Origin of the sequence: Nonomuraea montanisoli (genome assembly GCF_013363975.1) — a bacterium.
In the GTDB taxonomy this organism is placed as follows: domain Bacteria; phylum Actinomycetota; class Actinomycetes; order Streptosporangiales; family Streptosporangiaceae; genus Nonomuraea; species Nonomuraea montanisoli.
Genome location: NZ_JABWGN010000006.1, coordinates 184,814 through 204,260, shown reverse-complemented (window position 1 = coordinate 204,260; position 19,447 = coordinate 184,814). Strand labels below are relative to the sequence as shown.

The following is a 19,447-nucleotide window of genomic DNA, read 5'->3' as shown; positions in this document are numbered from 1 at the left end:
ACGCCCTGATATATCTCCCAACCGAGCGCTCGGTCAAGAACGGGATGGCCCGTTCGTGAGGCGGCGCAGGCCGTACTCGACCGGCCCGAGGCGGTGCGAGCGCAGCCACCAGGCGCTCAGCGTCAGCAGCACGGCGTAGATCGCGGCGGCGACCCCCATGACCGCGATCGGCGCCAGCCGCCCGCCGAGCGCCAGGCCGTACCCGGTGAAGACCAGGGCGATCAGCAGCGACTGGCCGAGGTAGTTGGAGGCGGCCATCCGGCCGGCGGGCGCCAGGACCCGGCCGACGGCGGGGAAGCGGCCGATGACCCGTACGAGCGTGGCGACGTAGGCGGCGGCGAGGAGCAGCGAGGTGACGGTGTTCACGGCGAGGCCGGCGACCTCGACGACGCCGGTGCGAGGGGAGCTCCAGGCGTACAGGACGCCGCCGGGCAGTCCGATGCCGAAGCCGATCCACTGGACGCGGCGCAGCAGGCGGGTGCGCGTTCCGAGCCCCTCCAGCAGCCGCGTCTTGCCTGCCGCCAGGCCGAACAGGAACATGGCCAGCGCCATCGGCCCCTGGAACACCCAGACCATGAGCGCCATGGGCGGGTACAGGGAGGCCTGCATGCGCAGGAAGTCCAGCGGCCCGCCGGTGGCCAGGGCCAGGACACGGGCGGCCTCGGCGGGGTCGGCCTGGGCGGCCGGGGAGCCGGACGGGTCGAGCGCGGACAGCGCCGCGAGCGCCGCCATCACCAGGGTGAGCGTGCCGATGATCGCGGCACCGGTGATGACGGCCGTCCTCGGCCGCAGGTTGCGCAGGGCCAGCAGGACCACGCCGAGCAGCGCGTACAGGGTGAGGATGTCGCCCACCCACAGCAGGAAGCCGTGCGCGACGCCGATGAGGAGGAGCCCGAGGCAGCGGCGCAGCGTGCGGGCCCGCACGTCGGCCCCCGCGCGTTCGGCGGCGCGCATCTGGAGCGTGAACGAGTAGCCGAACAGGAACGAGAAGATCACGTAGAACTTCGTCAGGACCAGGGCGACGATCACGTACGCGACCGGCCCCTCGGAGATCGGCATGGCGTCGGCCATGGCGTACCCGGGGTCGGCCAGGAAGCCGATGTTGGCCACCAGGATGCCGGCGAGGGCGAACCCGCGTACCGCGTCGACCTCGTGGACCCGCCCGGCCGGGGCGCTCTCATGACCTCGCCCGGCCGTGGTGGCGGAGGGAGTGGACGGCTGCGTCATGCCGCGACGCTAGGCCGGGCGCGGCCCCCGCCACATCAGACCTTGGTCGGCCCCCTCCCCCACCAAAGACGCCGCGGCCCGCGTCCAAAGACGGTGGCGGCCGGCTTCGGGAGAGCTCACAGCCGGACCAAAGGGGCGAACGGGAGGGGCTCGCCGGGGCGGGCCGGGGTCGTTGGGATCGGGATCAAGGTGCCGTACGGTGATCGTCGTACGGATCGGCACGGGCGGCCATGGAAGGGCTGCCGTCCGTGACGGTTCGCTGGTCCGCCTCCCATACCACGGTGATAGGTGGCCTTTGACGACTAGCCGGATCCGCCCCAGTCGGTACTTTGACAGCACCCCCCACAAAGGAGTGCACATGTGGAGTAAGCGCATGGGCCTGGTCGGCGCCACGATCGTCGCCGCCGTCCTGGCCACCCCCCTCACCCCCGCGGTCGCCACCCCCACTCCTCCCGGCGACGAAGCTCCACGCGAAGTGGTGAACGCCCTCCAGCGCGACCTCGGCCTCACCGAGCAGCAGGCGCTGACCCGCCTGGCCAACGAGCAGCGCGCCGCCGCCACCGAGGCCCGGCTCAGCTCGACGCTCGGCGCCTCGTACGGCGGGTCCTGGCTCAACGCCGACGCCTCCAAGCTCATGGTCGCCACCACCGACCCGGCGGCCACGGCCTCCATCGAGGCGCAGGGCGCCCAGCCCGTGGTGGTGGCGCGGACGCTCGCGCAGCTCACCTCCGTCAAGGACCGGCTCGACCAGGCCGCCGCCGGCACCAGGGCGAACCTCTGGTACGTCGACGTGACGACCAACTCGGTCGTCGTCGTCGCCCCCGACCAGCGCTCCGGCGACCGGCTCGCCGCGAGGGCGGGCGCCGAGCAGGGCGTCGTCACCGTGCAGGTCAGCAGCGAGAGCCCGCAGACGTTCATCAACCTCGTCGGCGGCGCGCCGTACTACATCGGCTCCAGCCGGTGCAGCATCGGCTTCTCGGTGACCCGCGGCAGCACCCCCGGCTTCGTCACCGCCGGTCACTGCGGCCGGGCCGGCTCCCGCACCACGAACCCGACGGGCACCTTCCAGGGCTCGTCGTTCCCGGGCAACGACTACGCCTGGGTCGCCGCGCCCGGCAACACCCCGACGCCGTACGTGCGCGGCTCCGGCGGCGCGAACGTGACCGTGCGCGGCTCCACGCAGGCGTCGGTCGGCGCCTCGATCTGCCGCTCCGGCTCCACCACCGGCTGGCGCTGCGGCACCATCCAGCAGCACAACGCCACCGTGCGTTACGCGCAGGGCACGGTCACCGGGCTCACCCGCACCAGCGCGTGCGCGGAGCCGGGCGACTCGGGCGGCTCGTTCATCTCGGGCAGCCAGGCCCAGGGCACGACCTCCGGCGGGTCCGGCAACTGCTCGATCGGCGGCACGACGTACCACCAGCCGGTCAACGAGGCCCTGTCGGCGTACGGGCTGACGCTGACGGTCGGCTAGCCTCCGGCGGAACCGGCTGACGGATGACGCGGCGTGCCCGGGACCTCGTGCCCGGGCACGCCGTTCTTCGCGGTCTCAGGGACATTCGCGGCTTCAGGGGCTTCGCGGTCTCAGGGACACTCGCGTTTTCGCGGAGCTTCGCGGCTTCAGGGAGTTTCGGCGGCGCGGCGCTCGCGGTAGGCGCGCTGGCGGCAGGCCGGCGAGCAGTACGCGCGGGGACGTCCGGACGCCGGCCGCTCGACCGGGGTGCCGCACATCCGGCACACCGACGTTTCGTCACGCGTTTCGTCACGAGCGTCGGTGGCGGAGCGTCGCCGGACGAGCAGCTCGACGCCGTCGAGCAGCCGGGCCAGGCCGAAGGCGAAGGAGTCCTCGGGGTGGTCGTAGCCGCCCTCCTCCCACAATCGCGTGATGGTCGGATAGCGCTCGAACCGCTCGAACAGCGACTGCCGGGCGCCCCACCACTCCTCGTCGCTCACGCCGCTGCGGCGCTCGGCCTCGGCGGCCTCCACGAGCTGCAGGGCCTCGGCGTCGACGAACTTCCCGACGAGGTTCACCACGGCGAGCACCTCCGAGGGGGACAGGCCGGTGCCGGCGACGGCGGCCAGCATGCGCTCGTAGTGGGCTACGGCGTTCGGACCGGGCAGGTGGCGCACGCCGCGCGCCTCCGCGAGCCAGGGGTGACGCCGCCGGAGCTCCCAGCCCTGCCGCGCGAACGCCTCCAGCCGCCCCCTCCAGCCCTCGCCACGCTCCCCACCACGCCCCTCGCTGCGGTCCTCACCGCACCCCCCGTCGCGCCCCCCGTCGTGCGTCCCGGGCGGTTCGGCGAGCTCGGCCAGGACGGCGTCGCGCATGAGGTCGACGAGCTGGTCACGGCCGGGCACGTGCCGGTAGAGGGACATGGTGGTGAACCCGAGCCGGTCGGCCACCTTGCGCATGGACAGCCCGGCCAGCCCTTCGGCGTCGGCCAACTCGACGGCTGCGCGCACGATCCGGTCCAGGTCTAGCCCCTGCCGCGCCCCCCGCCTCGCGCCACCGTCGGCGTCGGTGGCGGTGGCGGTGGCGGTGGCGGTCTCGGGCCACAGCAGCTCCATCCCGCGCCGGGGATCTTCCGCCTCGCTTCTCGCCATCACGTTTATGGTATACACCTTGTGTACGCCATAAACATACAATCTGTGGAGGACCCGTCCATGATCGAGATCTTCGTGGCCCCCGGCGGGGACGACTCCGGACCCGGGACGCGCGAACGGCCGTTCGCCACGCCCGGCCGGGCCCGCGAGGCGGCCCGCGCCGCGGCGGGAGACGCGCTGGTCCAGTTCCGCGGCGGCACGTACCCGTTGGAGGAGCCGCTGGAGCTGACCGAGGCCGACTCCGGCCGCGACGGCCGCCGGGTCGTCTACCAGGCGTTCGGTTACGGAACCCCCGGCCAGGAGGAGGTGGTCCTGAGCGGAGGGCGCCGGGTGACCGTACGACAGGAGAGCGGCGGCGTGTGGGCGGCCGTCGTCGGCAGCCTGGAGCCGCGCCAGCTTCACGTGGCGGGGCACAGGGCCGAGCGCGCCTCGATCGACGCCCTGCCCGGCGCGGCGGTCATGACCGAGACCGGCTACACGACCGACAGCGCCGGCCCGCTGGACTGGCGCAGCCCGGGCGACGTGGAGTTCGTCCACCGGGGCGTCTACCCGTGGACCGAGGCCCGCTGCGGCGTGGCCGCCGTCGCGGCGCAGGACGGCACGACGGTCATCACCATGGCGCAGCCCGCGTTCGGCCGGGCCCTCGACCTGTACAACTCCACCTGGCAGGGCATGACCACGCGCGGCCCCGGCCTGCCCACCAGGATCGAGAACGACGCGGCGTTCCTCACGCGACCCGGCACGTTCGTGGTGGACCGCTCGGCGCCGGGCGCCCACGTCGTCCGCTACCTGCCCCGGCCGGGCGAGCGGCCCGAGGACGTGGTGGTCCCGGCCCTGGAGACGCTGCTGCGCGTGACCGGCGCGCGGGACGTGTCGTTGCGCGGGCTGACGTTCGCCGACGCCACCTGGACCCGGCCGAGCGGCCCGGAGGGGTTCCTCCACTACCACGGGAGCGGCTTCTACGAGGGCGGCCCGGTCTTCACGGTGTCGCTGGGCGAGGGCGTGGGCTCGGTGAGCGTGCCCGACGAGTCCGCCACGATCCCGGCGTGCGTGGTGCTCGACGACGTGTCCGGGGTCACGGTCGAGGGCTGCCGCTTCACCCGGCTGGGCGCCACCGGCCTCGGCGTGGGCGGCGGGGCGGAGGTCACGGTGCGCGGCTGCGACTTCGACACGCTGTCCGCCGGGGGCCTCACGGTCACGCGGGGCGCCCGCGACGTGCTGGTCGAGGACAACTGGATCCACCACGTCGGGCTCGACTACCCCGGCTCTCCCGGCGTGGCGCTGCAGGGCACCACGAGGTGCACGGTCTCCCGCAACCACGTCGCCGAGACGCCGCACTGCGGCATCGTCGCCGGGCCCGGCCGGGGCACGCGCGTCGTGGGCAACGTCGCCACCGGCACGATGAGCGTCCTGGCCGCCGGGGGCGGCGTCTACCTGTCGGGGCCCCAGGGCGAGTCGTACGAGGACGGCGCGGTGATCCGGGGCAACGTCATCACCGACACGCGCACCCCGTACAACTTCGGGCTGTACTGCGACTACGGCGCGGCGTGGGTCACGGTCGAGGACAACGTGGTGGCGCGCGCCGACACCACGGCGATCCTGCACGTGTCGCCGCCGCTGGAGCACGTGGTGTACCGGGGCAACGTGTGGGACGCCGACCCGATGGGCGCCGACGCGCCGCCGCCGGGGGTGACGTACGAGGACAACACCACGCTCGCGGACGAGGCGGAGCTGCTGGCCGCCACGGAGGCCGTCCGCTCCCGGGCCGGCCTGCTGACCCCCCGCCCGGGACTCCCGGCCGAGCCACTGCACTCCACCGCCTCCTGACCGCCCTGACCACCGGCGTTGCGATCACGACCTCATGGACGCCTTGGGCAACGGCGACCTCCGGCGGGTCCTCGACCTGCCGGAACGCGCGCCGCGCCCGACCGCGGCGATCTACCGGGCCTGGCATCACCCGCACCGGGAGATGAGCCCGTGGGCGAGGCGGCAGATCCGCGTGCCCGAGCGGTTCGGGGACCGGGCGTCGTTCGCCACCGCGAAGGGTTTCGTCACAGGGTCGTCACTCGCTCACAGCGTCGTCTGGAGGACCGGGCGGCCGGTGACGCCCGGATCGGCCGTGAAGACCGATCCGGCGGCCGGCTGCTCGGCCCGGTCCACGCCGCGGGCCGAGCTGGTGACGAACAGCCGGTCCAGCCCGTCCCCGCCGAACGTCACCGCCGTCACGTTGACCACCGGCAGCTCCACGACCGCGTCCAGCGTCCCGTCCGGGCTGTAGCGGTGGACCGCGCCGCCGCCCCACAGCGCCACCCACACCCCGCCCTCGGCGTCCACGGTCAGGCCGTCGGGAGCGCCCCGCTCCCGGTCGACGGACACGAACGGCCGCCGCTCCCACAGCCCGCGTCCCGGTTCGTAGTCGAACACGTCGACCCGTCCCGTCGGCGTGTCGGCGTAGTAGGCCAGCGTCCCGTCCGGGCTGAAGTCGAACCCGTTGGAGATCGTCACCCCGGGCACCACCACCCGCAGCGTCCCGTCCGGCTCGGCCACGTACAGGTCGCCCGCGCCCGGTGTCTCGTCGTAGGCCATGGTGCCGATGTAGAAGCGCCCGTCGGGGTCGCAGCCGCCGTCGTTCATCCGGATCCCCGGGTCGCCCCACTGCTCCCCCAGCGAGCGCAGCGGCGCGTCCAGGTCGTCGGCGTCGGCGAGCAGCAGCTCGCGCTCGCCCGCCACCACGTAGCCGCCGGCCGTGCGGGGCCGGACGACCGCCGCCACCCTTCCGGCGTGGCGGCGGCGCACGCTCCCGTCCGCGTCCAGGTGCAGCACGTCGCCGGCCAGCATGTCGACCCAGCGCAGGCCGCCCCAGCGGGCGCACCACACAGGTCCTTCGGCGTGCTCGGCGACGGGGCCGGTCACCGGCTCGACGGCGATGCTCATGGCGTGCTCCTCGTCCTGGCGGATCGGTGCGGCCGCGGTCGCCGCGTTGCCGCGTTGCCGCGTTGCCGCGTTGCCGCGTTGCCGCGTTGCCGCCAAGAGGCAGACTGCCACGGACCTGTCGTGAACAGCGTCAGGCGGGCGCGCGCGTCCCGCCGCTCTCTTCCGGAACGCCCGGGATCACGTCAGGCGGACGCCCGCGTCCTGCCGCTCTCCTCCGGCACGCCGGCGCGCCGCGGGGAGGCGAACGTGGCCAGCACGAGGAGGAGCGCGCTCTGGGCGAGCATGCCGGGCGCGAGCGGCGGCGTCGGCCCGACGGTCTTCGACAGGGCGTACCACCACTGGGTGAGCGGGCCGAGCGTGTCCCACGTGTCCGCGTACCGCTGGTCGAGCGGGCCCGAGGCGAGGTTGACGGACACGTGCTCGTACACGCCGAACAGCGCGGCCAGCAGGACGACCCCGGCGAGCACCCGGACGACGGCGGCCCCGCGCGGCGAGCGGCCGAACGCGCACACCCCGAGGGCGAGCACGAGCACCCCCAGCGTGGCCCAGGGGACGAGCTGCTCCAGCGACTGCCAGTGGCGTTCCGCCGCCAGCTCCGCGGCGGCGCCCCCGACGCTGATGGCGGCGACCGCGAGCAGGCCATGGCGCAGGGTCAGGGTCATGGCGTCAGCGCCGATACGATCTTGTTGACGGTGTCCTCGCCCGGGTTGTACTTGGCGAGGTTCTGCCGCAACGAGGTGAGATCGGCGTCGTCGGCCGCGTACGGGCGGTACTCGACGACCTCCTCGGCCCACCGCTCGGGGTTGTCCACGCCGGCGGCCTTGAGCGCGGCGGCGATCCGGGACTCGTCGGCGGTGTTCGCCGAGACCTTGCCTGCTGTGGCGCCTGCTGCGGCGGTCGCGGCGCCTGCCGAGGCGGTGGCGGCGGGCGCCGGCTCGCTCGCCGTCCCGGCGGCCGAGCAGGCCGCCGTCGCGAGGCCGGCGACCAGGGCCGCCGCCACGAGCTTGATCTTCATGGGTGTCATCTGAGCCCATCCGGTACGGGGGTTCTTGCGTCGACTCCCACGTTCTCCGGTTTGTCTCAAAGCTTTCTCGCCGCTTCATGAAGATCTGCTGAGAAATGCGCCGATGTCCGTTTTGCCGGATTGCTGGGAACCACGGCCGGCCGCCGCTCGTTTCCCGGGTACCGCTCGTCGGCCCGGCGCGCCTTCGGACGCCCGGGGCGACGCCTACGCCGGAGGAGGAGCATGGGCTGGCACTACAGCAAGTCGATCAAGGTCGGGCCGTTCCGGGTCAACCTGTCACGGCACGGCGTGAGCCACAGCTTCGGCGGGCGCCGGTTCCACGTCACGACCACCCCCGACGGCCGCAGGCACGTGTCGCTACGGCTGCCCGGCGGCTTCCACCTCGGCAAGACGTTCGGCGGGCGACACTACCGCGGACATTACTAAACCCGATATATCTCGCTTTTTCCGGGTAGCTGGTCGTCGTTCCGACGTCTCTGAAGTCAAGGAAAGTCCAGGGAGGACGGCGATGGGCTGGAGCTACCGGAAGTCGATCAACGTTGGGCCGCTGCGGCTGAACCTGTCCCGGAGCGGTGTCGGACACAGCTGGGGCAACCGGCTGTTCCGGGTCACCAAGACCGCTGACGGCCGCAAGACCCTGTCGGTGAACCTGCCGGGCGGATTCCACTGGCGCAAGACGCTGAGCAGCCGTGCGAGAGACTGAGGCACGCCGCCCGTCCCGAGAGGGCGGCGCGCTTCATGAGCCCCGGCCGGGGCCGCCTGATCATCACCGGCGGCCCCGGCCTCTTCGTCGGCCGGCTCGCATGGTGAGGCGTTCGGCTCGCACAGCTCCGCCGTGCCTGTGAGGCGGGTGAGTTGCCCGCCGTGCCGGTGAGGCGGATGAGGTGCCACACCTTGCCCGTGAGGCGGATGAGGTGCCACGCCTTGCCCGTGAGGCGGATGCGTGACACCGCCGGGCACATGAGGCGGATGAGTCGCGACCCGAGCGCGTGAGGCGGATGATCAGTCGAGGACCGCGTGGGCCGTGGCAGCCGTGATGGCGGCCTCCGCATGAGCCGTCGCCGTCATCGCCCCGAACGCGACCAGCCGCACCAGCTCCTCGTCGCTCGCCACCCCTCCCCCCGCCCTCCTGTCCGTCCCCGTCCGCTGAGTCCTTTGCGGAAGTGTGTGGGCATCTGCCTGCTCCTCTCATGGGGTCGCGCTGCGTCAGGCCGCGGCCTGTCGCAGGCCGAAGGTCTCGCGCACGCCGGAGGTTTCGTCCCAGGCCGCGGGTTTCGTCTCAGGCCGGGGGGATGTTGTGGACGCGCCCGAGCAGGTTGCCGGGGTCCCAGCTCTTCTTCACCCGGGTCAGGCGTGCGTGGTCGGCAGCCGTGTAGGCGTCGCGCGTCCTGGCGGGGTCGGTGAGGAAGTTCAGGAACGATCCTCCGGTGGCGTACGGACGGAGGACGCCGGCCAGGTCGTGGAGCGCGTCGCCGCCCTCCCGGGCAGAGGCGTCCTCCGGCCGGGCCGAGGCCGCGGGCGGGACCGCGGTCGCGATCACGGAATAGGGCACGTCGCGGTGCCCCACCGGTCCGGCGTCAGGTTCCGGCCGGGCCATGGCGCCGCCCCAGTGGCGTACCTCGACGGCCGTGAGCGTGGTGACCACGGCGCCCGTCACCGCCTCGACGGCGCCGTCGGAGAGCTCGGGCAGCAGTTCCAGGTGCTGCCCGATCGCCATGGGCGCCGGTTCGGGCCCGCCGAACGCCGTGGCCGCCTCCCCGAACGTCATGGCCTCGAACCCGCCCGCCAGAGCGGGCCCAGCAGCCTCCAGCAGCGGAGCCAGCAGCTCCCGTCCCCGTTCCGCGCCGCCCGCGTGGAAGCCGCGGACGGCGAGCGCCCATCCGCCGGTGTCGCCGGGTCTGCGCATGAGGATGATCGAGGTGTTCAGCTCGTCGGGAGCGGCCGGGGCCCACTCGCGATATCGGGCCAGCGTCGCGGCCGCCCGGTCGACGGAGTGGAAGGTCATACCGGCGTACACCTCCCGGACCGGGTACAGACGGAACTCCAGCACCGTCACGACGCCGAAGTTGCCGCCACCGCCGCGCAACGCCCAGAACAGGTCGGGGTTCTCGTCCCTGCTCGCCACGACCGGCTCACCGGCGGCGGTGAGGAGTTCGGCCCTGACCAGGGAGTCGGCCGCGTAGCCGTACAGACGGGACAGCCAGCCCGCGCCACCGCCGAGCGTGTAGCCGGCCACGCCGATGGCGGGAGTGCCGGACAGCGGCGCGAGCCCGTGCGGCGCCGCGGCGGCGATTACGTCGGACCATCGCGCGCCCGCGCCGGCGCGGACCGTGCGGCGCTCGGGGTCGACCCGCACGCCGACCAGGCGTCCGGTCTTGAGCAGCAACCCGCCGTCGGCCGGCACGTGGGTGCCATGACCGGTGGACTGGACGGTCAGGGGCAGCCCGTGCTCGCGCGCCACGACGACGGCGGCCCGCACGTCCCCGGCGCTCGCCGCCTCGGCGACGACAGCGGGTCGCGGGTCGATGGCGAGGTTCCACGCAGGGCGGTGGAGGTCGTACCTGGGCTCGCCCGGCAGATGCAACCGTTCCCCGAACACCCCGCGCAGCCGGCGCGCCGCCTCTCGCAGGGAAGCGGCGGTCACGTCGAAGGTGGTGACGTTCTCCCTTCGCTCGGCGGCGTGACCAGGGGCCGCAGGGACCTCGCCCCGGGCAGCGGCGGCATGGCCCAGGCCGAATGAGAGCTCACCCTGGGCGGCGGGATGTCCAAGGTGGGCAGAGACCTCGCCTCGGGGGGCGGCATCATCGCGAGGGACCGCACCGAGCAGGGCTGCACCGAGCGGGGCTGTACCGGGCGAAGCATCACCGGGCGGGGCTGCACCGGGCGAAGCAGCACCGGGCGAGGCCGCATCGGGCGGGACTGCATCGGGCGAGGCCGCATCGGGCGGGACTGCATCGGGCGAGGCCGCATCGGGCGGGACTGCATCGACCGGGACTGCATCGACCCGAGTTTCCGTGGACAGCGGGGGCTCGAACACTTCGTCATCAGAGGGGGAGATCATGACGCCGATCCTCGGCGCCCGCCCCGTCCCGAGTCGTCCTGCAGGCGAAGACACCTCCGCCTACCAGGCCCGGCGTACGCCGCCCACCCCCTACAACCCTGGTAGTACATCCCAGATCAGACCTGGAGCCGACGAGGCCCCCCACCCCCACCCTCTACTGTTCATCCATGAAGCTCGTCCGCACGCCCGACCTGGCGCTCGCCCTCGTGGTCGCCATCCTGCTGGAGGCCGGCGTGCTGGCGTCGCCCGGCACGGGTCTCCTCGCCCACCTCGCCGTCCTGGCGGGCTCGCTCGGGCTGATCGCCTGGCGAGCCGCGCCGCTGGTCGCGCTCACCGTGGCCACGGTCTTCATGCTGGTCTTCGTCGTCACCTCCAACCCGGGCCCGGCGGCCGCGTTCCCGGTGCTGGTGGCGATGTTCGAGACGGTCAGGAGCGGCCACCGGCTGGCCGCGGCGGTGGGCGCGGTCGCGTTCCTGGGCGGCAGTCTCGCGATCGGCATCACCCAGGCGGCGGGGCAGCCGCTCCAGCCGCTGACGGAGCGCACGGTCCTCATGGTCGGCTGGTTCCTGGCGGCGGCGGTGGCGGGCAGCGCGAGCCGGGGCTGGCGCGCCTACCTCGACGAGGCCGAGCACCGGGCCGCCGAGGCGGAGCGCACCCGCGAGGAGGCGGCGCTGCGGCGGGCCGGCGAGGAGCGTCTGCGCATCGCCAGGGAGCTGCACGACTCGCTCACCCACAGCATCTCCATCATCAAGGTGCAGGCCGGGGTGGCCGTCCATCTGGCGCGCAAGCGCGGCGAGGAGGTCCCCGCGGCGCTGCTGGCGATCCAGGAGGCCAGCCGCGAGGCGATGCGGGAGCTGCGCGCGACGCTGGAGGTGCTGCGCGACTCGGCCGACGACCCTCCGGCCACGGGCCTGGACCGGCTCGACGACCTGGTGGGCCGCGCCCGGGCCGCCGGCCTGCCCATGAGCGTGACGATCGAGGGCGACCGGCGTCCGCTGCCGGCCGAGGCCGACCGGGCGGCGTACCGCATCGTCCAGGAGGCGCTCACCAACATCGCCCGTCACGCGGGCCCCGCGACGGCCTCGGTGCTCATCCGGTACGACGACGAGACGCTGCTCGTGCGGGTGGACGACGACGGCCAGGGCTCCCTGGCGACGCCTCCGATGCCGGGCGTGGGCCTTCGCGGCATGCGCGAACGCGTCACGGGCCTCGGCGGTCACCTCCGGGCGGAGCCCCGCCTCGGCGGCGGCTTCACCGTGCAGGCCGAGCTTCCGCTCACCGGCTCCCCCACCCCCACCCCCGCGTCCCTCGCTGCCCACCCCCGTCCCGAAGAGTCGCTGAAGGACGTGAAGGATCAGGACAAGTCACGTCAGCAAGAGCGAGCAGAACGACCGGCCAAGCCGAAGAAGCCCGCGAAGCCAGGAGCCCCAGCCTCGGAGCAACCATCAGCCGCCACATCTGGCAAGACCTCAGGCAAGGGATCAGAGCGCACCTCAGACACAGCGTCGGACACGACGTCTGCCAGATCCTCAGACCTGACGTCGGACACGACCTCGCGCAAATCCCCAGACCTGATCCCGGACATGACCTCGACCAAGTCCCCAGACCTGACGCCGGGCACGACCTCGACCAGGCCCTCAGACCGGACACCGGACACGACCTCGACCAAGTCCCCAGACCTGACGCCGGGCACGACCTCGACCAAGCCCTCAGACCGGACACCGGACACGACCTCGACCAAGTCCCCAGACCTGACGTCGGACACGACCTCGACCAGGCCCTCAGGCAAAACCCCGGCCAGGACGACGGCCCGGCTCTCAAGCAAGGCATCGACCAGGCCCTCGGGCAAGACGTCGGCCAGGTCCGCAGACAAGACATCGACCAAGACCCCAAGCGTGACCACGACCAAGACCTCGGACAAGCCCTCAGACATGACTGAGCCCAAGACACCAGTCACGGCCTCGAGCGCGACCTCGGGCGCGACCTCGGGCGCGACCTCGGACAGACATTCAGACGTGCCTTCAGCCAGGCCGTCGTCCGGCGAGGAGCCCGGCGAGGAGTCGAAGCCGATCGTCCGCCTCGGAGACGCGTCATGATCCGCGTCCTGCTCGCCGACGACCAGGCGCTGATCCGGGCCGGCTTCAGCGCCCTGCTCAACGCCGAGGACGACATCGAGGTGGTGGCCGAGGCGGCGAACGGGGAACAGGCGGTGGCCCTGGCGCTGGAGCACCGTCCCGATGTGGCGCTCGTCGATGTGCAGATGCCGGTGATGGACGGCATCGAGGCGACCCGGCGCATCGCCGCCGACGATCGGCTGATCGACGTGCACGTGGTGATCCTGACCAACTACGGCCTGGACCAGTACGTGTTCGACGCCCTGCGTGCCGGGGCGGGCGGTTTCCTGGTGAAGGACACCGAACCCGCCGATCTGCTCCAGGGCGTACGGATCGCCGCGCGCGGCGACGCCCTCCTGTCGCCCTCGATCACCAGACGCCTGATCTCCGAGTACGTCGCCCACCGCCCTGAGCCGTCCCCCGCGGGCCTGGAGGTGCTGACGAACCGGGAGCGGGAGGTGACGGCCCTGGTGGCGCGTGGCATGTCCAACGACGAGATCGCGGCCCACATGGTGATCAGCCCGACCACGGCCAAGACCCACGTCAGCCGCGCCATGACGAAGCTCCACGCCCGCGACCGCGCCCAACTCGTCGTACTCGCCTACGAGACAGGTCTGGTGACGCCCCGCTCCCGCTGACCCTCCGACCAGGTGAAGCCCGCTCCCGCCGACCATCTGACGCCCGCTCCCTCAGACCCGCCGACCCACCGACCCACCGACCATCTGACGCCTCGCTGGCGGGCGGTGACGATGCGCATGAACACCGCAGCGCGCGTGCGAGAACTGAGAGCGGTATCAGCGGGGGCGCCACCGTTAGTAACGCGGGGGCCCCACCGTTAGTAACGCGGGGGCGCCACCGCTATTTACAAGCTGTCCTGGAAGCTGTGACAAGCTCCCGCCTACGTGGTGAGGCTCGACAGCCCACATCCGAATCCAGCACAACGCCCCCTCCCTCGTCCGCCATCCATGAAGCCCATCACCTGGTCCAGGCTGTGGTTCTGCCCAGCCGGGCGGCGGCCCGGCTGTCGTCGAACTTCCGGGCCGCCCACCGGGGGGAGAGCGAGGGAAGTGAGGGGCGGGCGACCCGGTCGGGTGGGGTCAGGGAGCGAGCACGACCGTCTTGCCGGTCAGCCGACCGGCGCCGGAGTCCTCATGTACGGCGGCCAGCTCGGCCGCCGGGCGGCGAGCGGCGACGTGGAGCCGGAGCTTGCCTGCATCCACCTTGGCGACCAGCTCGGTCAGCTGGGCTCCGTCGCTACGGACCCACAGGCTCGCGCTGCGCACCCCGCGGGCAGGGTCTTCGGGAATCGGGCCGGCTGTGCTGGCGGCGACCCCGCCGTCTGCGACGTAGTCGGTCAGCTGTGCGAGCTCCTGCGGGGAGACGCGCACATGGTTCACCACGACCTGGAACGGACCGCCCACCGCGGCCGGGTCCGCGGCGAGGTCGAGGGGGCCGACGACCCGGTGTGCGCCGTAGCCTTGGAGGCGGTCGGCGTGGTGCGGCGCGTCCACCGCGGTCACGTGCGCTCCCGCGTCGACGGCGAGCTGCACCACAAGGCTGCCCACCGCGCCCCCCGCCCCGTTGACCAGGACGGTCTGACCGGGCTTCAGTTCGGCGAGCTCGAACGCCGTCTGCCAGGCCGCCAGGCCGGTCAGCGGCAGCGCCGCCGCGTCGACCAGCTCGATCGTCCGGGGCGCCGGGGCCAGCGACTCGGCCGGCGCGAGCACGTACTCGGCGGCCCCACCGGCGGAGTCGAGGGGCAGCATCGCCACGACCCGGTCGCCGACCTCCAGGCCCGTCACGTCCGCGCCGAGTTCGGCGACGGTGCCCGCCAGGTCGATCCCCGGCACGTACGGGAGAGTGATCGGGATCATCTCGGCCAGGACACCGGCGCGGATGTGGTCGTCGACCGGGTTGAACGACGTGGCCGCCACCCGCACCAGCACCTGTCCAGTGCCGGGGACCGGACGGTCGACGTCCTCGTGGCGCAGGACCTCGCTGCCGCCGAACTCGTGGAAACGTATGGCCTTCATGGCGCTTTCCTCCAGTGTTTATTGATGTCGTCGCCAAGGGATGAGGCGATCAGGCGGGACGGTCAGGAACGGCGGGACGTTCAGGTCAGCTGCACCGAACGGGTGGAGTTGCCCATCACCATGCGGTCGATCGTGCTGACGGCGCTGGCGGGGTCGTTCGCGGCGCCGACTGCGACCAGCAGGGGCACATAGTGGTCGGCTGTCGGGTGGGCGACCGCAGCGCCGGGCGCCTTGTTGCGGTAGTCGGTGAGGGCGTCGACGTCGCCGCGGCCGAGTGCGTCAACGGCCCATTCGTCGAATGCTTCGGTGTGCGCGACGAGGTCGGGGCGGCGGAAGACCGCGAAGCTGTGGGTCATGAAGCCCGAGCCGATGACGAGGATGCCTTCGTCGCGCAGGGTTCGCAGGCGTGCCCCGAGCTGGAGCAGCGCGGCGGGGTCGAGACTGGGCATCGACAGTTGGACGACCGGAACGTCAGCCGCGGGATACATGGCCATGAGGGGGATGAACGCGCCGTGGTCGAGACCCCTGTCAGGGCGCTCGTGCACCGCGGTCGCCGGGCTGAGAGTGACCGTGAGCCGGTGGGCGAGATCGGTCGCGTCCGGGGTCGCGTACGGCAGGGTCTTGTAGCGGGGGTGGAAGCCGCTGAAGTCGTAGAAGAGCGGGGTTCCCGCCGCCGCGCCGGAGACCGCAGCCGGGGCGTCCTCCCAGTGCGCTGAGATGATCACGATGGCTCTCGGCTTGGGCAACGACTGGGCCCAGGTGAACAGGTCGTCGAGCCATTGCGGGTCGTCGAGAGTGAACGGCGCTCCATGACTGACGAACAGGCTCGGCAGCGCCCCGTCGCCGGGGACCCAGGGCCGCTGCTCGCGAGCTATGGGAAGGACCCGGGCGAGGTGATCGTCGTAGGCCCCGGCCGGGATGCGAGGGGTGTGCAGGGTGGTCATGGCGTCGTTCCTTGTCGGACGGGGCGGGCGTGACTCTCGGGCTCGTGGGCGCTGACGGCGGCGGGGGGCGCTCAACCGAAGATCGGGGTCTCGGTGGTGTAGAGGAAGCGGGTCTGCGAACGGTCGAGGAACTTCTCCTCGTCCTCGGCGACGGTGGTGGTGTAGGTGTCGGAGGTGAACCAGCGGGCCGCGTCGGCGATGTCGTCGACCCACACCTCGGCCACACCGTCGTAGGCGGCGGTGCTGATGCCGGGGATCCCGTCCTCGGTGGGCAGCAGTTGGACGTGGCGCCGGACCGGGACCTCACCGCCGGGCAGGCTCAGGACCAGCGGGGTGTGCTTCTGCGTCCAGTAGTCCACGAACTGCTCGTGGGTGAGGTCGGCCCGGCGGGTCAGGAAGGCGCTGATCTTGATCACGAGGTCTCCTTGAGATCGGAATTCACTTGCCTGGGCAACTCAAAAGCTATCCCGGAATGACTTGCCCAGGCAAGTGATCGCAGTTGCTCGGGCAAGTAAGATGGATCACATGGACGAACCGTCGACGTGGCTCGACACCGAGCAGCAAGACATCTGGCAGGACCTTCTCACCGTCGTGATCGCGCTGCCTGCGGCCCTGGACCGTCAGCTGCAGCGCGACGCGGGCATGTCGAACTTCGAGTACGGCGTGCTCGCCCGGCTGTCGATGGCGCATGAGGCCACCATGCGGCTCAGCGAGTTGGCCCGGGTCTGCGACAGCACGCTCCCGCGGCTGTCGAAGCTGATGGACCGCTTCGAGGCGCGGGAGTGGATCGTTCGTCGAGTCGACCCGAGCGACGGTCGCTACACGCTGGCCACACTGACCGACGGTGGCCGGCGGCAACTGGCCGAGAGCGCACCGGGGCATGTCGCACAGGTGCGCCGGCTCGTGTTCGATCCTCTGACCGCCGTGCAACGCCGCCACCTCGGCGCGGCGCTTTCCAGGGTCGCCGACACCCTGCGGCGGGAGACAGACTGCGGCCCCACCGGATGAGTGCGCTCATCGCTCATGCGGCGTCCGTGCCGGACTCGTACGACCGGATCGTCCTGTCCGGCAGGCGCCCCGCCGCTCCAGGCGGATCCTCAGCTGGACGCTGCTCTTGTTTTTGAGGTGTTACCGCCGAGGTACCAGTTGATCCGGTTTGCGCGAAGTGCCGAGCGCGCCCGAGCCCTGTGCCCCGGTGCTCCACGCGCGCGGCGAGATCGCGGTCGCGGCACGGCGGTGGCCGTCTTCGTGATCGGCTTCATGTCCTTCTCCCTGGGGCCGAGTTCTCCGCTCGCGTTGAGAATCTGTTGAGCATCTGTCAGGTGCGGCGCCACGCCTGGAAGAGATGCCACTGTTGACCTCGCGGTGAGAAGGACGCCACGCGACTCGGTTTCGCGATCTCGCTCAATCCGTCGTCCGGAGTTGGACCCATCGGCGTCGCCGGGCCTCCACGTCCTCCGCACGCTTCCAGCCGTGCAGCGCCTGCGAGCCAGTGCGGGCGCGTTTCACGTGGTCGCTTCTCGGAACTTTTGCCGCGCATCCAAAGTCATTGGCTGTAAATGATCGATTCGGGCGCTCTGGGGGAACAGTGGGACTTGCCGGCTCACGGGCGGAGAAGGCGGCGGCGCGCGGGGAGGAGCACCGGCTGGCGGGGCGCCACGAAGCGGCCATCGAGGAGTTCACCAGGGCCATCGACCTCGTACCTGGCTACACCTACGCGCTCGGCTCGCGCGGACAGGCGCTCAGCGCCATGGGACACATCGAGGCCGCGCTCGCCGACTTCGACCGGGCCGTCGAGCTGGATCCCGACCTCGGCTGGGTCTACGTCGAACGCGGACGCACGCTGGCCGACGCCGGCCGCAAGCAGGAGGCCCTGGCCGACTACGACAGGGTGATCGCGCTCTTCCCCGAAGACGCCGCCGCCCACACCGCACGCGGTGACCTGCTCTGGCACGACCCGGAGGCAGCGGTCGCCGCCTACAGCAGAGCGATCGAGATCGATCCCGACGACAGCTTCTGGGCACTGGTCGGGCGGGCCACCCTCCACCGGCTGGACGAGCGCCTGGAGGAGGCGTTGGCCGACCTTGACAGGGCCGTCGAACTGAACGCCGACGTGTCGTACGTGTTCAGTGAGCGCGGCCAGGTCAACCGTCGGCTGAAGAGGTACGAGCAGGCGCTGGCGGACCTGGATCTGGCGATCGAGCTCGACCCGGACGACAGCGACTCCTACACCGAGCGCGCCCAGGTCAAGTACGAGCTCGAACGGCTCGAGGAGGCGCTGGCCGATGTGAACGTGGCGCTCGCCGCAGCCCCCGACGACAGCGAGAGCCTTGAACTGCGGGGCATCCTGCACATGGTCGCGGGCCGCCCCGCGACGGCGGTGGCCGACCTGGACCGAGCGATCGAGCTGGACCCCGAGGCGCTGCTGGCCGTGATGATCCGCGGTCAGGCCCACGAGCAGCTCCGGCTGCACGACGCCGCGTACGCCGACTTCAGCAGGGCCATCGAGCTCGGGCTCGACGACGCCGACACCTACGTCAGCCGTGGCGATGCGGCCCTGCGATGCCACAGGGCGGAGGATGCGCGGGCCGACGCCGACCTGGCGCTGGAGCGCGACCCCGATCACTTCGACGCGCTGCTGCTGCGCGGGCTCGCCAACTGGATACTCGGCCGGCTGTTCGAGGCGCACATCGACCTGATGCGAGCCGACCGGCTCTCGCCCGGCTCTCCTGTCATCGCGCGCTGCATCGAGGAGATCAGGCCCACCTTGGACGGCCAGATGGAGGAGCTCCTCATGACGACCTTCGCCGAGATGGTCGCCGACTCCGCGCGGGAGCTCGTGGCGGCCGGGACCGCTGATGAGGAGACACGCACGACGGAAGCGGCCGACTTCGCGGCCATGGTGTACGGGCTGCGCGATGCGGATGAGGCGGACATGGAGGACGCCGCCGTGGTGGAGACGCGGCTGGCACGCGACCCCGAGGACCCTTTCGCGTTGGCGGTGCGGGCGGTGCTGCACCACTCCGCGGGCCGCCACGACGCCGCGCTGGCCGATCTCGACGCGATCCTGCGGGCCGAGCCTGCCGCCTGGTGGGCGGCGGCGCTGCGGCGCACCGTGGACTCCGGCGACGAAGGCCGGCAGGAGGAGGTCGGCGATCTCACCTGGGCGTACCGACTCGGGGTGCTCGGGCTTCCGCCCAGCGTCGAGGTGGTCTGCGCAATGGCCGTGACCGGTGGCGCCGAGCTGGTGCGAACGGTGTTCCCCGCGGGCTCACGGACGATGCTGGACCTCTTGGGGGACCTGGGGGTGGACCCGCAGGAGCAGTGACGGCGGCCGCCGCGGAGTATCACCATGCCTGTTCGCGACGCCGGCACCCACGTGGCCACTTCGACGTCATGGCGACCATCGGCCGGCGCTGACCTGCGGCGGCGTGATCCCGTGTGCCTGGTGACAGCACTCCTCCCGACATCATCGCGTCATGGCCTTCGCGGCGCCGCCACGCCCG

At 72.2% G+C, this 19,447-nt stretch carries 17 protein-coding genes; 8 read left to right on the top strand and 9 right to left on the bottom strand.

Annotated features, from left to right (window positions below; all coding sequences use genetic code 11):
* Positions 1–33: 33 nt before the first annotated feature.
* The gene (locus HTZ77_RS16480) at positions 34–1,227 is read right to left on the bottom strand and encodes a DUF418 domain-containing protein (protein WP_175590475.1); all 1,194 of its coding nucleotides are present in this window, start codon (positions 1,225–1,227) and stop codon (positions 34–36) included.
* 358 nt (positions 1,228–1,585) lie between these two features.
* Between HTZ77_RS16480 and HTZ77_RS16475 the strand changes: the two genes are divergently transcribed.
* On the top strand, positions 1,586–2,701 hold the full coding sequence (locus tag HTZ77_RS16475) for a S1 family peptidase (RefSeq protein ID WP_175590474.1): 1,116 nt from the start codon (positions 1,586–1,588) through the stop codon (positions 2,699–2,701).
* Positions 2,702–2,847: 146 nt separating this feature from the next.
* Here HTZ77_RS16475 and HTZ77_RS16470 read toward each other — a convergent pair whose 3' ends face one another.
* Positions 2,848–3,831, bottom strand: coding sequence for a TetR/AcrR family transcriptional regulator (locus tag HTZ77_RS16470; protein ID WP_175590473.1), 984 nt, complete (start codon positions 3,829–3,831; stop codon positions 2,848–2,850).
* Positions 3,832–3,891: 60 nt separating this feature from the next.
* Between HTZ77_RS16470 and HTZ77_RS16465 the strand changes: the two genes are divergently transcribed.
* A complete protein-coding gene (locus HTZ77_RS16465) occupies positions 3,892–5,658 on the top strand; it encodes a right-handed parallel beta-helix repeat-containing protein (protein WP_175590472.1) in 1,767 nt (588 codons plus the stop codon).
* 243 nt (positions 5,659–5,901) lie between these two features.
* Here the strand turns inward: HTZ77_RS16465 and HTZ77_RS16460 are convergent, their stop codons facing one another.
* The 3 genes from HTZ77_RS16460 to HTZ77_RS45280 form a co-directional block, all read right to left on the bottom strand.
* Entirely contained in the window at positions 5,902–6,765 is an 864-nt protein-coding gene (locus HTZ77_RS16460; protein ID WP_175590471.1) for an SMP-30/gluconolactonase/LRE family protein, read from the bottom strand.
* 182 nt (positions 6,766–6,947) lie between these two features.
* Positions 6,948–7,427: a hypothetical protein gene (locus HTZ77_RS16455; RefSeq protein ID WP_175590470.1), complete on the bottom strand. Its 480-nt coding sequence runs from the start codon at positions 7,425–7,427 to the stop codon at positions 6,948–6,950.
* Positions 7,424–7,780 carry a hypothetical protein gene (locus HTZ77_RS45280; RefSeq protein ID WP_205302732.1) on the bottom strand — a complete coding sequence of 119 codons (357 nt, stop codon included), beginning with the start codon at positions 7,778–7,780 and terminating at the stop codon, positions 7,424–7,426. Before HTZ77_RS45280 ends, HTZ77_RS16455 begins: the two co-directional genes overlap by 4 nt.
* A 231-nt stretch (positions 7,781–8,011) precedes the next feature.
* On the opposite strand from HTZ77_RS45280, the gene HTZ77_RS16445 reads away from it, so the two are divergent.
* Together HTZ77_RS16445 and HTZ77_RS16440 are read left to right on the top strand one after the other, a co-directional pair.
* Positions 8,012–8,215, top strand: a complete 204-nt coding sequence (locus HTZ77_RS16445) for a DUF4236 domain-containing protein (RefSeq protein WP_175590469.1) — start codon at positions 8,012–8,014, stop codon at positions 8,213–8,215.
* 82 nt (positions 8,216–8,297) lie between these two features.
* Positions 8,298–8,492: a DUF4236 domain-containing protein gene (locus tag HTZ77_RS16440; protein ID WP_175590468.1), complete on the top strand. Its 195-nt coding sequence runs from the start codon at positions 8,298–8,300 to the stop codon at positions 8,490–8,492.
* A 576-nt stretch (positions 8,493–9,068) separates the two neighbouring features.
* Here HTZ77_RS16440 and HTZ77_RS16435 read toward each other — a convergent pair.
* Positions 9,069–10,433: an FAD-binding oxidoreductase gene (locus tag HTZ77_RS16435; RefSeq protein WP_175590467.1), complete on the bottom strand. Its 1,365-nt coding sequence runs from the start codon at positions 10,431–10,433 to the stop codon at positions 9,069–9,071.
* Positions 10,434–11,017: 584 nt separating this feature from the next.
* Between HTZ77_RS16435 and HTZ77_RS45275 the strand changes: the two genes are divergently transcribed.
* Entirely contained in the window at positions 11,018–12,946 is a 1,929-nt protein-coding gene (locus HTZ77_RS45275) for a histidine kinase (RefSeq protein ID WP_205302730.1), read from the top strand.
* Positions 12,943–13,602: a response regulator gene (locus tag HTZ77_RS16425; protein ID WP_175590466.1), complete on the top strand. Its 660-nt coding sequence runs from the start codon at positions 12,943–12,945 to the stop codon at positions 13,600–13,602. The genes HTZ77_RS45275 and HTZ77_RS16425 overlap by 4 nt, the downstream gene beginning before the upstream one ends.
* A 459-nt stretch (positions 13,603–14,061) precedes the next feature.
* Here HTZ77_RS16425 and HTZ77_RS16420 read toward each other — a convergent pair whose 3' ends face one another.
* From HTZ77_RS16420 to HTZ77_RS16410, 3 genes are all read right to left on the bottom strand, one after another.
* Positions 14,062–14,997, bottom strand: coding sequence for an NADP-dependent oxidoreductase (locus HTZ77_RS16420; protein WP_175590465.1), 936 nt, complete (start codon positions 14,995–14,997; stop codon positions 14,062–14,064).
* Between the two features lie 80 nt (positions 14,998–15,077).
* Complete coding sequence (locus HTZ77_RS16415) at positions 15,078–15,941, bottom strand: DODA-type extradiol aromatic ring-opening family dioxygenase (protein WP_175590464.1); 864 nt, start codon at positions 15,939–15,941, stop codon at positions 15,078–15,080.
* A 71-nt stretch (positions 15,942–16,012) separates the two neighbouring features.
* Positions 16,013–16,357, bottom strand: a complete 345-nt coding sequence (locus HTZ77_RS16410) for an EthD domain-containing protein (protein WP_175590463.1) — start codon at positions 16,355–16,357, stop codon at positions 16,013–16,015.
* A 109-nt stretch (positions 16,358–16,466) separates the two neighbouring features.
* Between HTZ77_RS16410 and HTZ77_RS16405 the strand changes: the two genes are divergently transcribed.
* Both HTZ77_RS16405 and HTZ77_RS16400 read left to right on the top strand, forming a co-directional pair.
* Positions 16,467–16,949 carry a MarR family winged helix-turn-helix transcriptional regulator gene (locus HTZ77_RS16405; protein ID WP_175590462.1) on the top strand — a complete coding sequence of 161 codons (483 nt, stop codon included), beginning with the start codon at positions 16,467–16,469 and terminating at the stop codon, positions 16,947–16,949.
* Positions 16,950–17,529: 580 nt separating this feature from the next.
* Positions 17,530–19,269, top strand: a complete 1,740-nt coding sequence (locus tag HTZ77_RS16400; RefSeq protein ID WP_175590461.1) for a tetratricopeptide repeat protein — start codon at positions 17,530–17,532, stop codon at positions 19,267–19,269.
* Positions 19,270–19,447: the final 178 nt, after the last annotated feature.

What these genes read in the sequence shown, in the direction of transcription:
- HTZ77_RS16480 (WP_175590475.1), bottom strand. Translation starts at nt 1,227, where the DNA reads ATGACGCAGCCGTCCACTCCCTCCGCCACCACGGCCGGGCGAGGTCAT.
- HTZ77_RS16405 (WP_175590462.1), top strand. Translation starts at nt 16,467, where the DNA reads ATGGACGAACCGTCGACGTGGCTCGACACCGAGCAGCAAGACATCTGG.
- HTZ77_RS16415 (WP_175590464.1), bottom strand. Translation starts at nt 15,941, where the DNA reads ATGACCACCCTGCACACCCCTCGCATCCCGGCCGGGGCCTACGACGAT.
- HTZ77_RS16445 (WP_175590469.1), top strand. Translation starts at nt 8,012, where the DNA reads ATGGGCTGGCACTACAGCAAGTCGATCAAGGTCGGGCCGTTCCGGGTC.
- HTZ77_RS16440 (WP_175590468.1), top strand. Translation starts at nt 8,298, where the DNA reads ATGGGCTGGAGCTACCGGAAGTCGATCAACGTTGGGCCGCTGCGGCTG.
- HTZ77_RS16460 (WP_175590471.1), bottom strand. Translation starts at nt 6,765, where the DNA reads ATGAGCATCGCCGTCGAGCCGGTGACCGGCCCCGTCGCCGAGCACGCC.
- HTZ77_RS16475 (WP_175590474.1), top strand. Translation starts at nt 1,586, where the DNA reads ATGTGGAGTAAGCGCATGGGCCTGGTCGGCGCCACGATCGTCGCCGCC.
- HTZ77_RS16420 (WP_175590465.1), bottom strand. Translation starts at nt 14,997, where the DNA reads ATGAAGGCCATACGTTTCCACGAGTTCGGCGGCAGCGAGGTCCTGCGC.
- HTZ77_RS45275 (WP_205302730.1), top strand. Translation starts at nt 11,018, where the DNA reads ATGAAGCTCGTCCGCACGCCCGACCTGGCGCTCGCCCTCGTGGTCGCC.
- HTZ77_RS16455 (WP_175590470.1), bottom strand. Translation starts at nt 7,427, where the DNA reads ATGACCCTGACCCTGCGCCATGGCCTGCTCGCGGTCGCCGCCATCAGC.
- HTZ77_RS45280 (WP_205302732.1), bottom strand. Translation starts at nt 7,780, where the DNA reads ATGAAGATCAAGCTCGTGGCGGCGGCCCTGGTCGCCGGCCTCGCGACG.
- HTZ77_RS16465 (WP_175590472.1), top strand. Translation starts at nt 3,892, where the DNA reads ATGATCGAGATCTTCGTGGCCCCCGGCGGGGACGACTCCGGACCCGGG.
- HTZ77_RS16425 (WP_175590466.1), top strand. Translation starts at nt 12,943, where the DNA reads ATGATCCGCGTCCTGCTCGCCGACGACCAGGCGCTGATCCGGGCCGGC.
- HTZ77_RS16470 (WP_175590473.1), bottom strand. Translation starts at nt 3,831, where the DNA reads ATGGCGAGAAGCGAGGCGGAAGATCCCCGGCGCGGGATGGAGCTGCTG.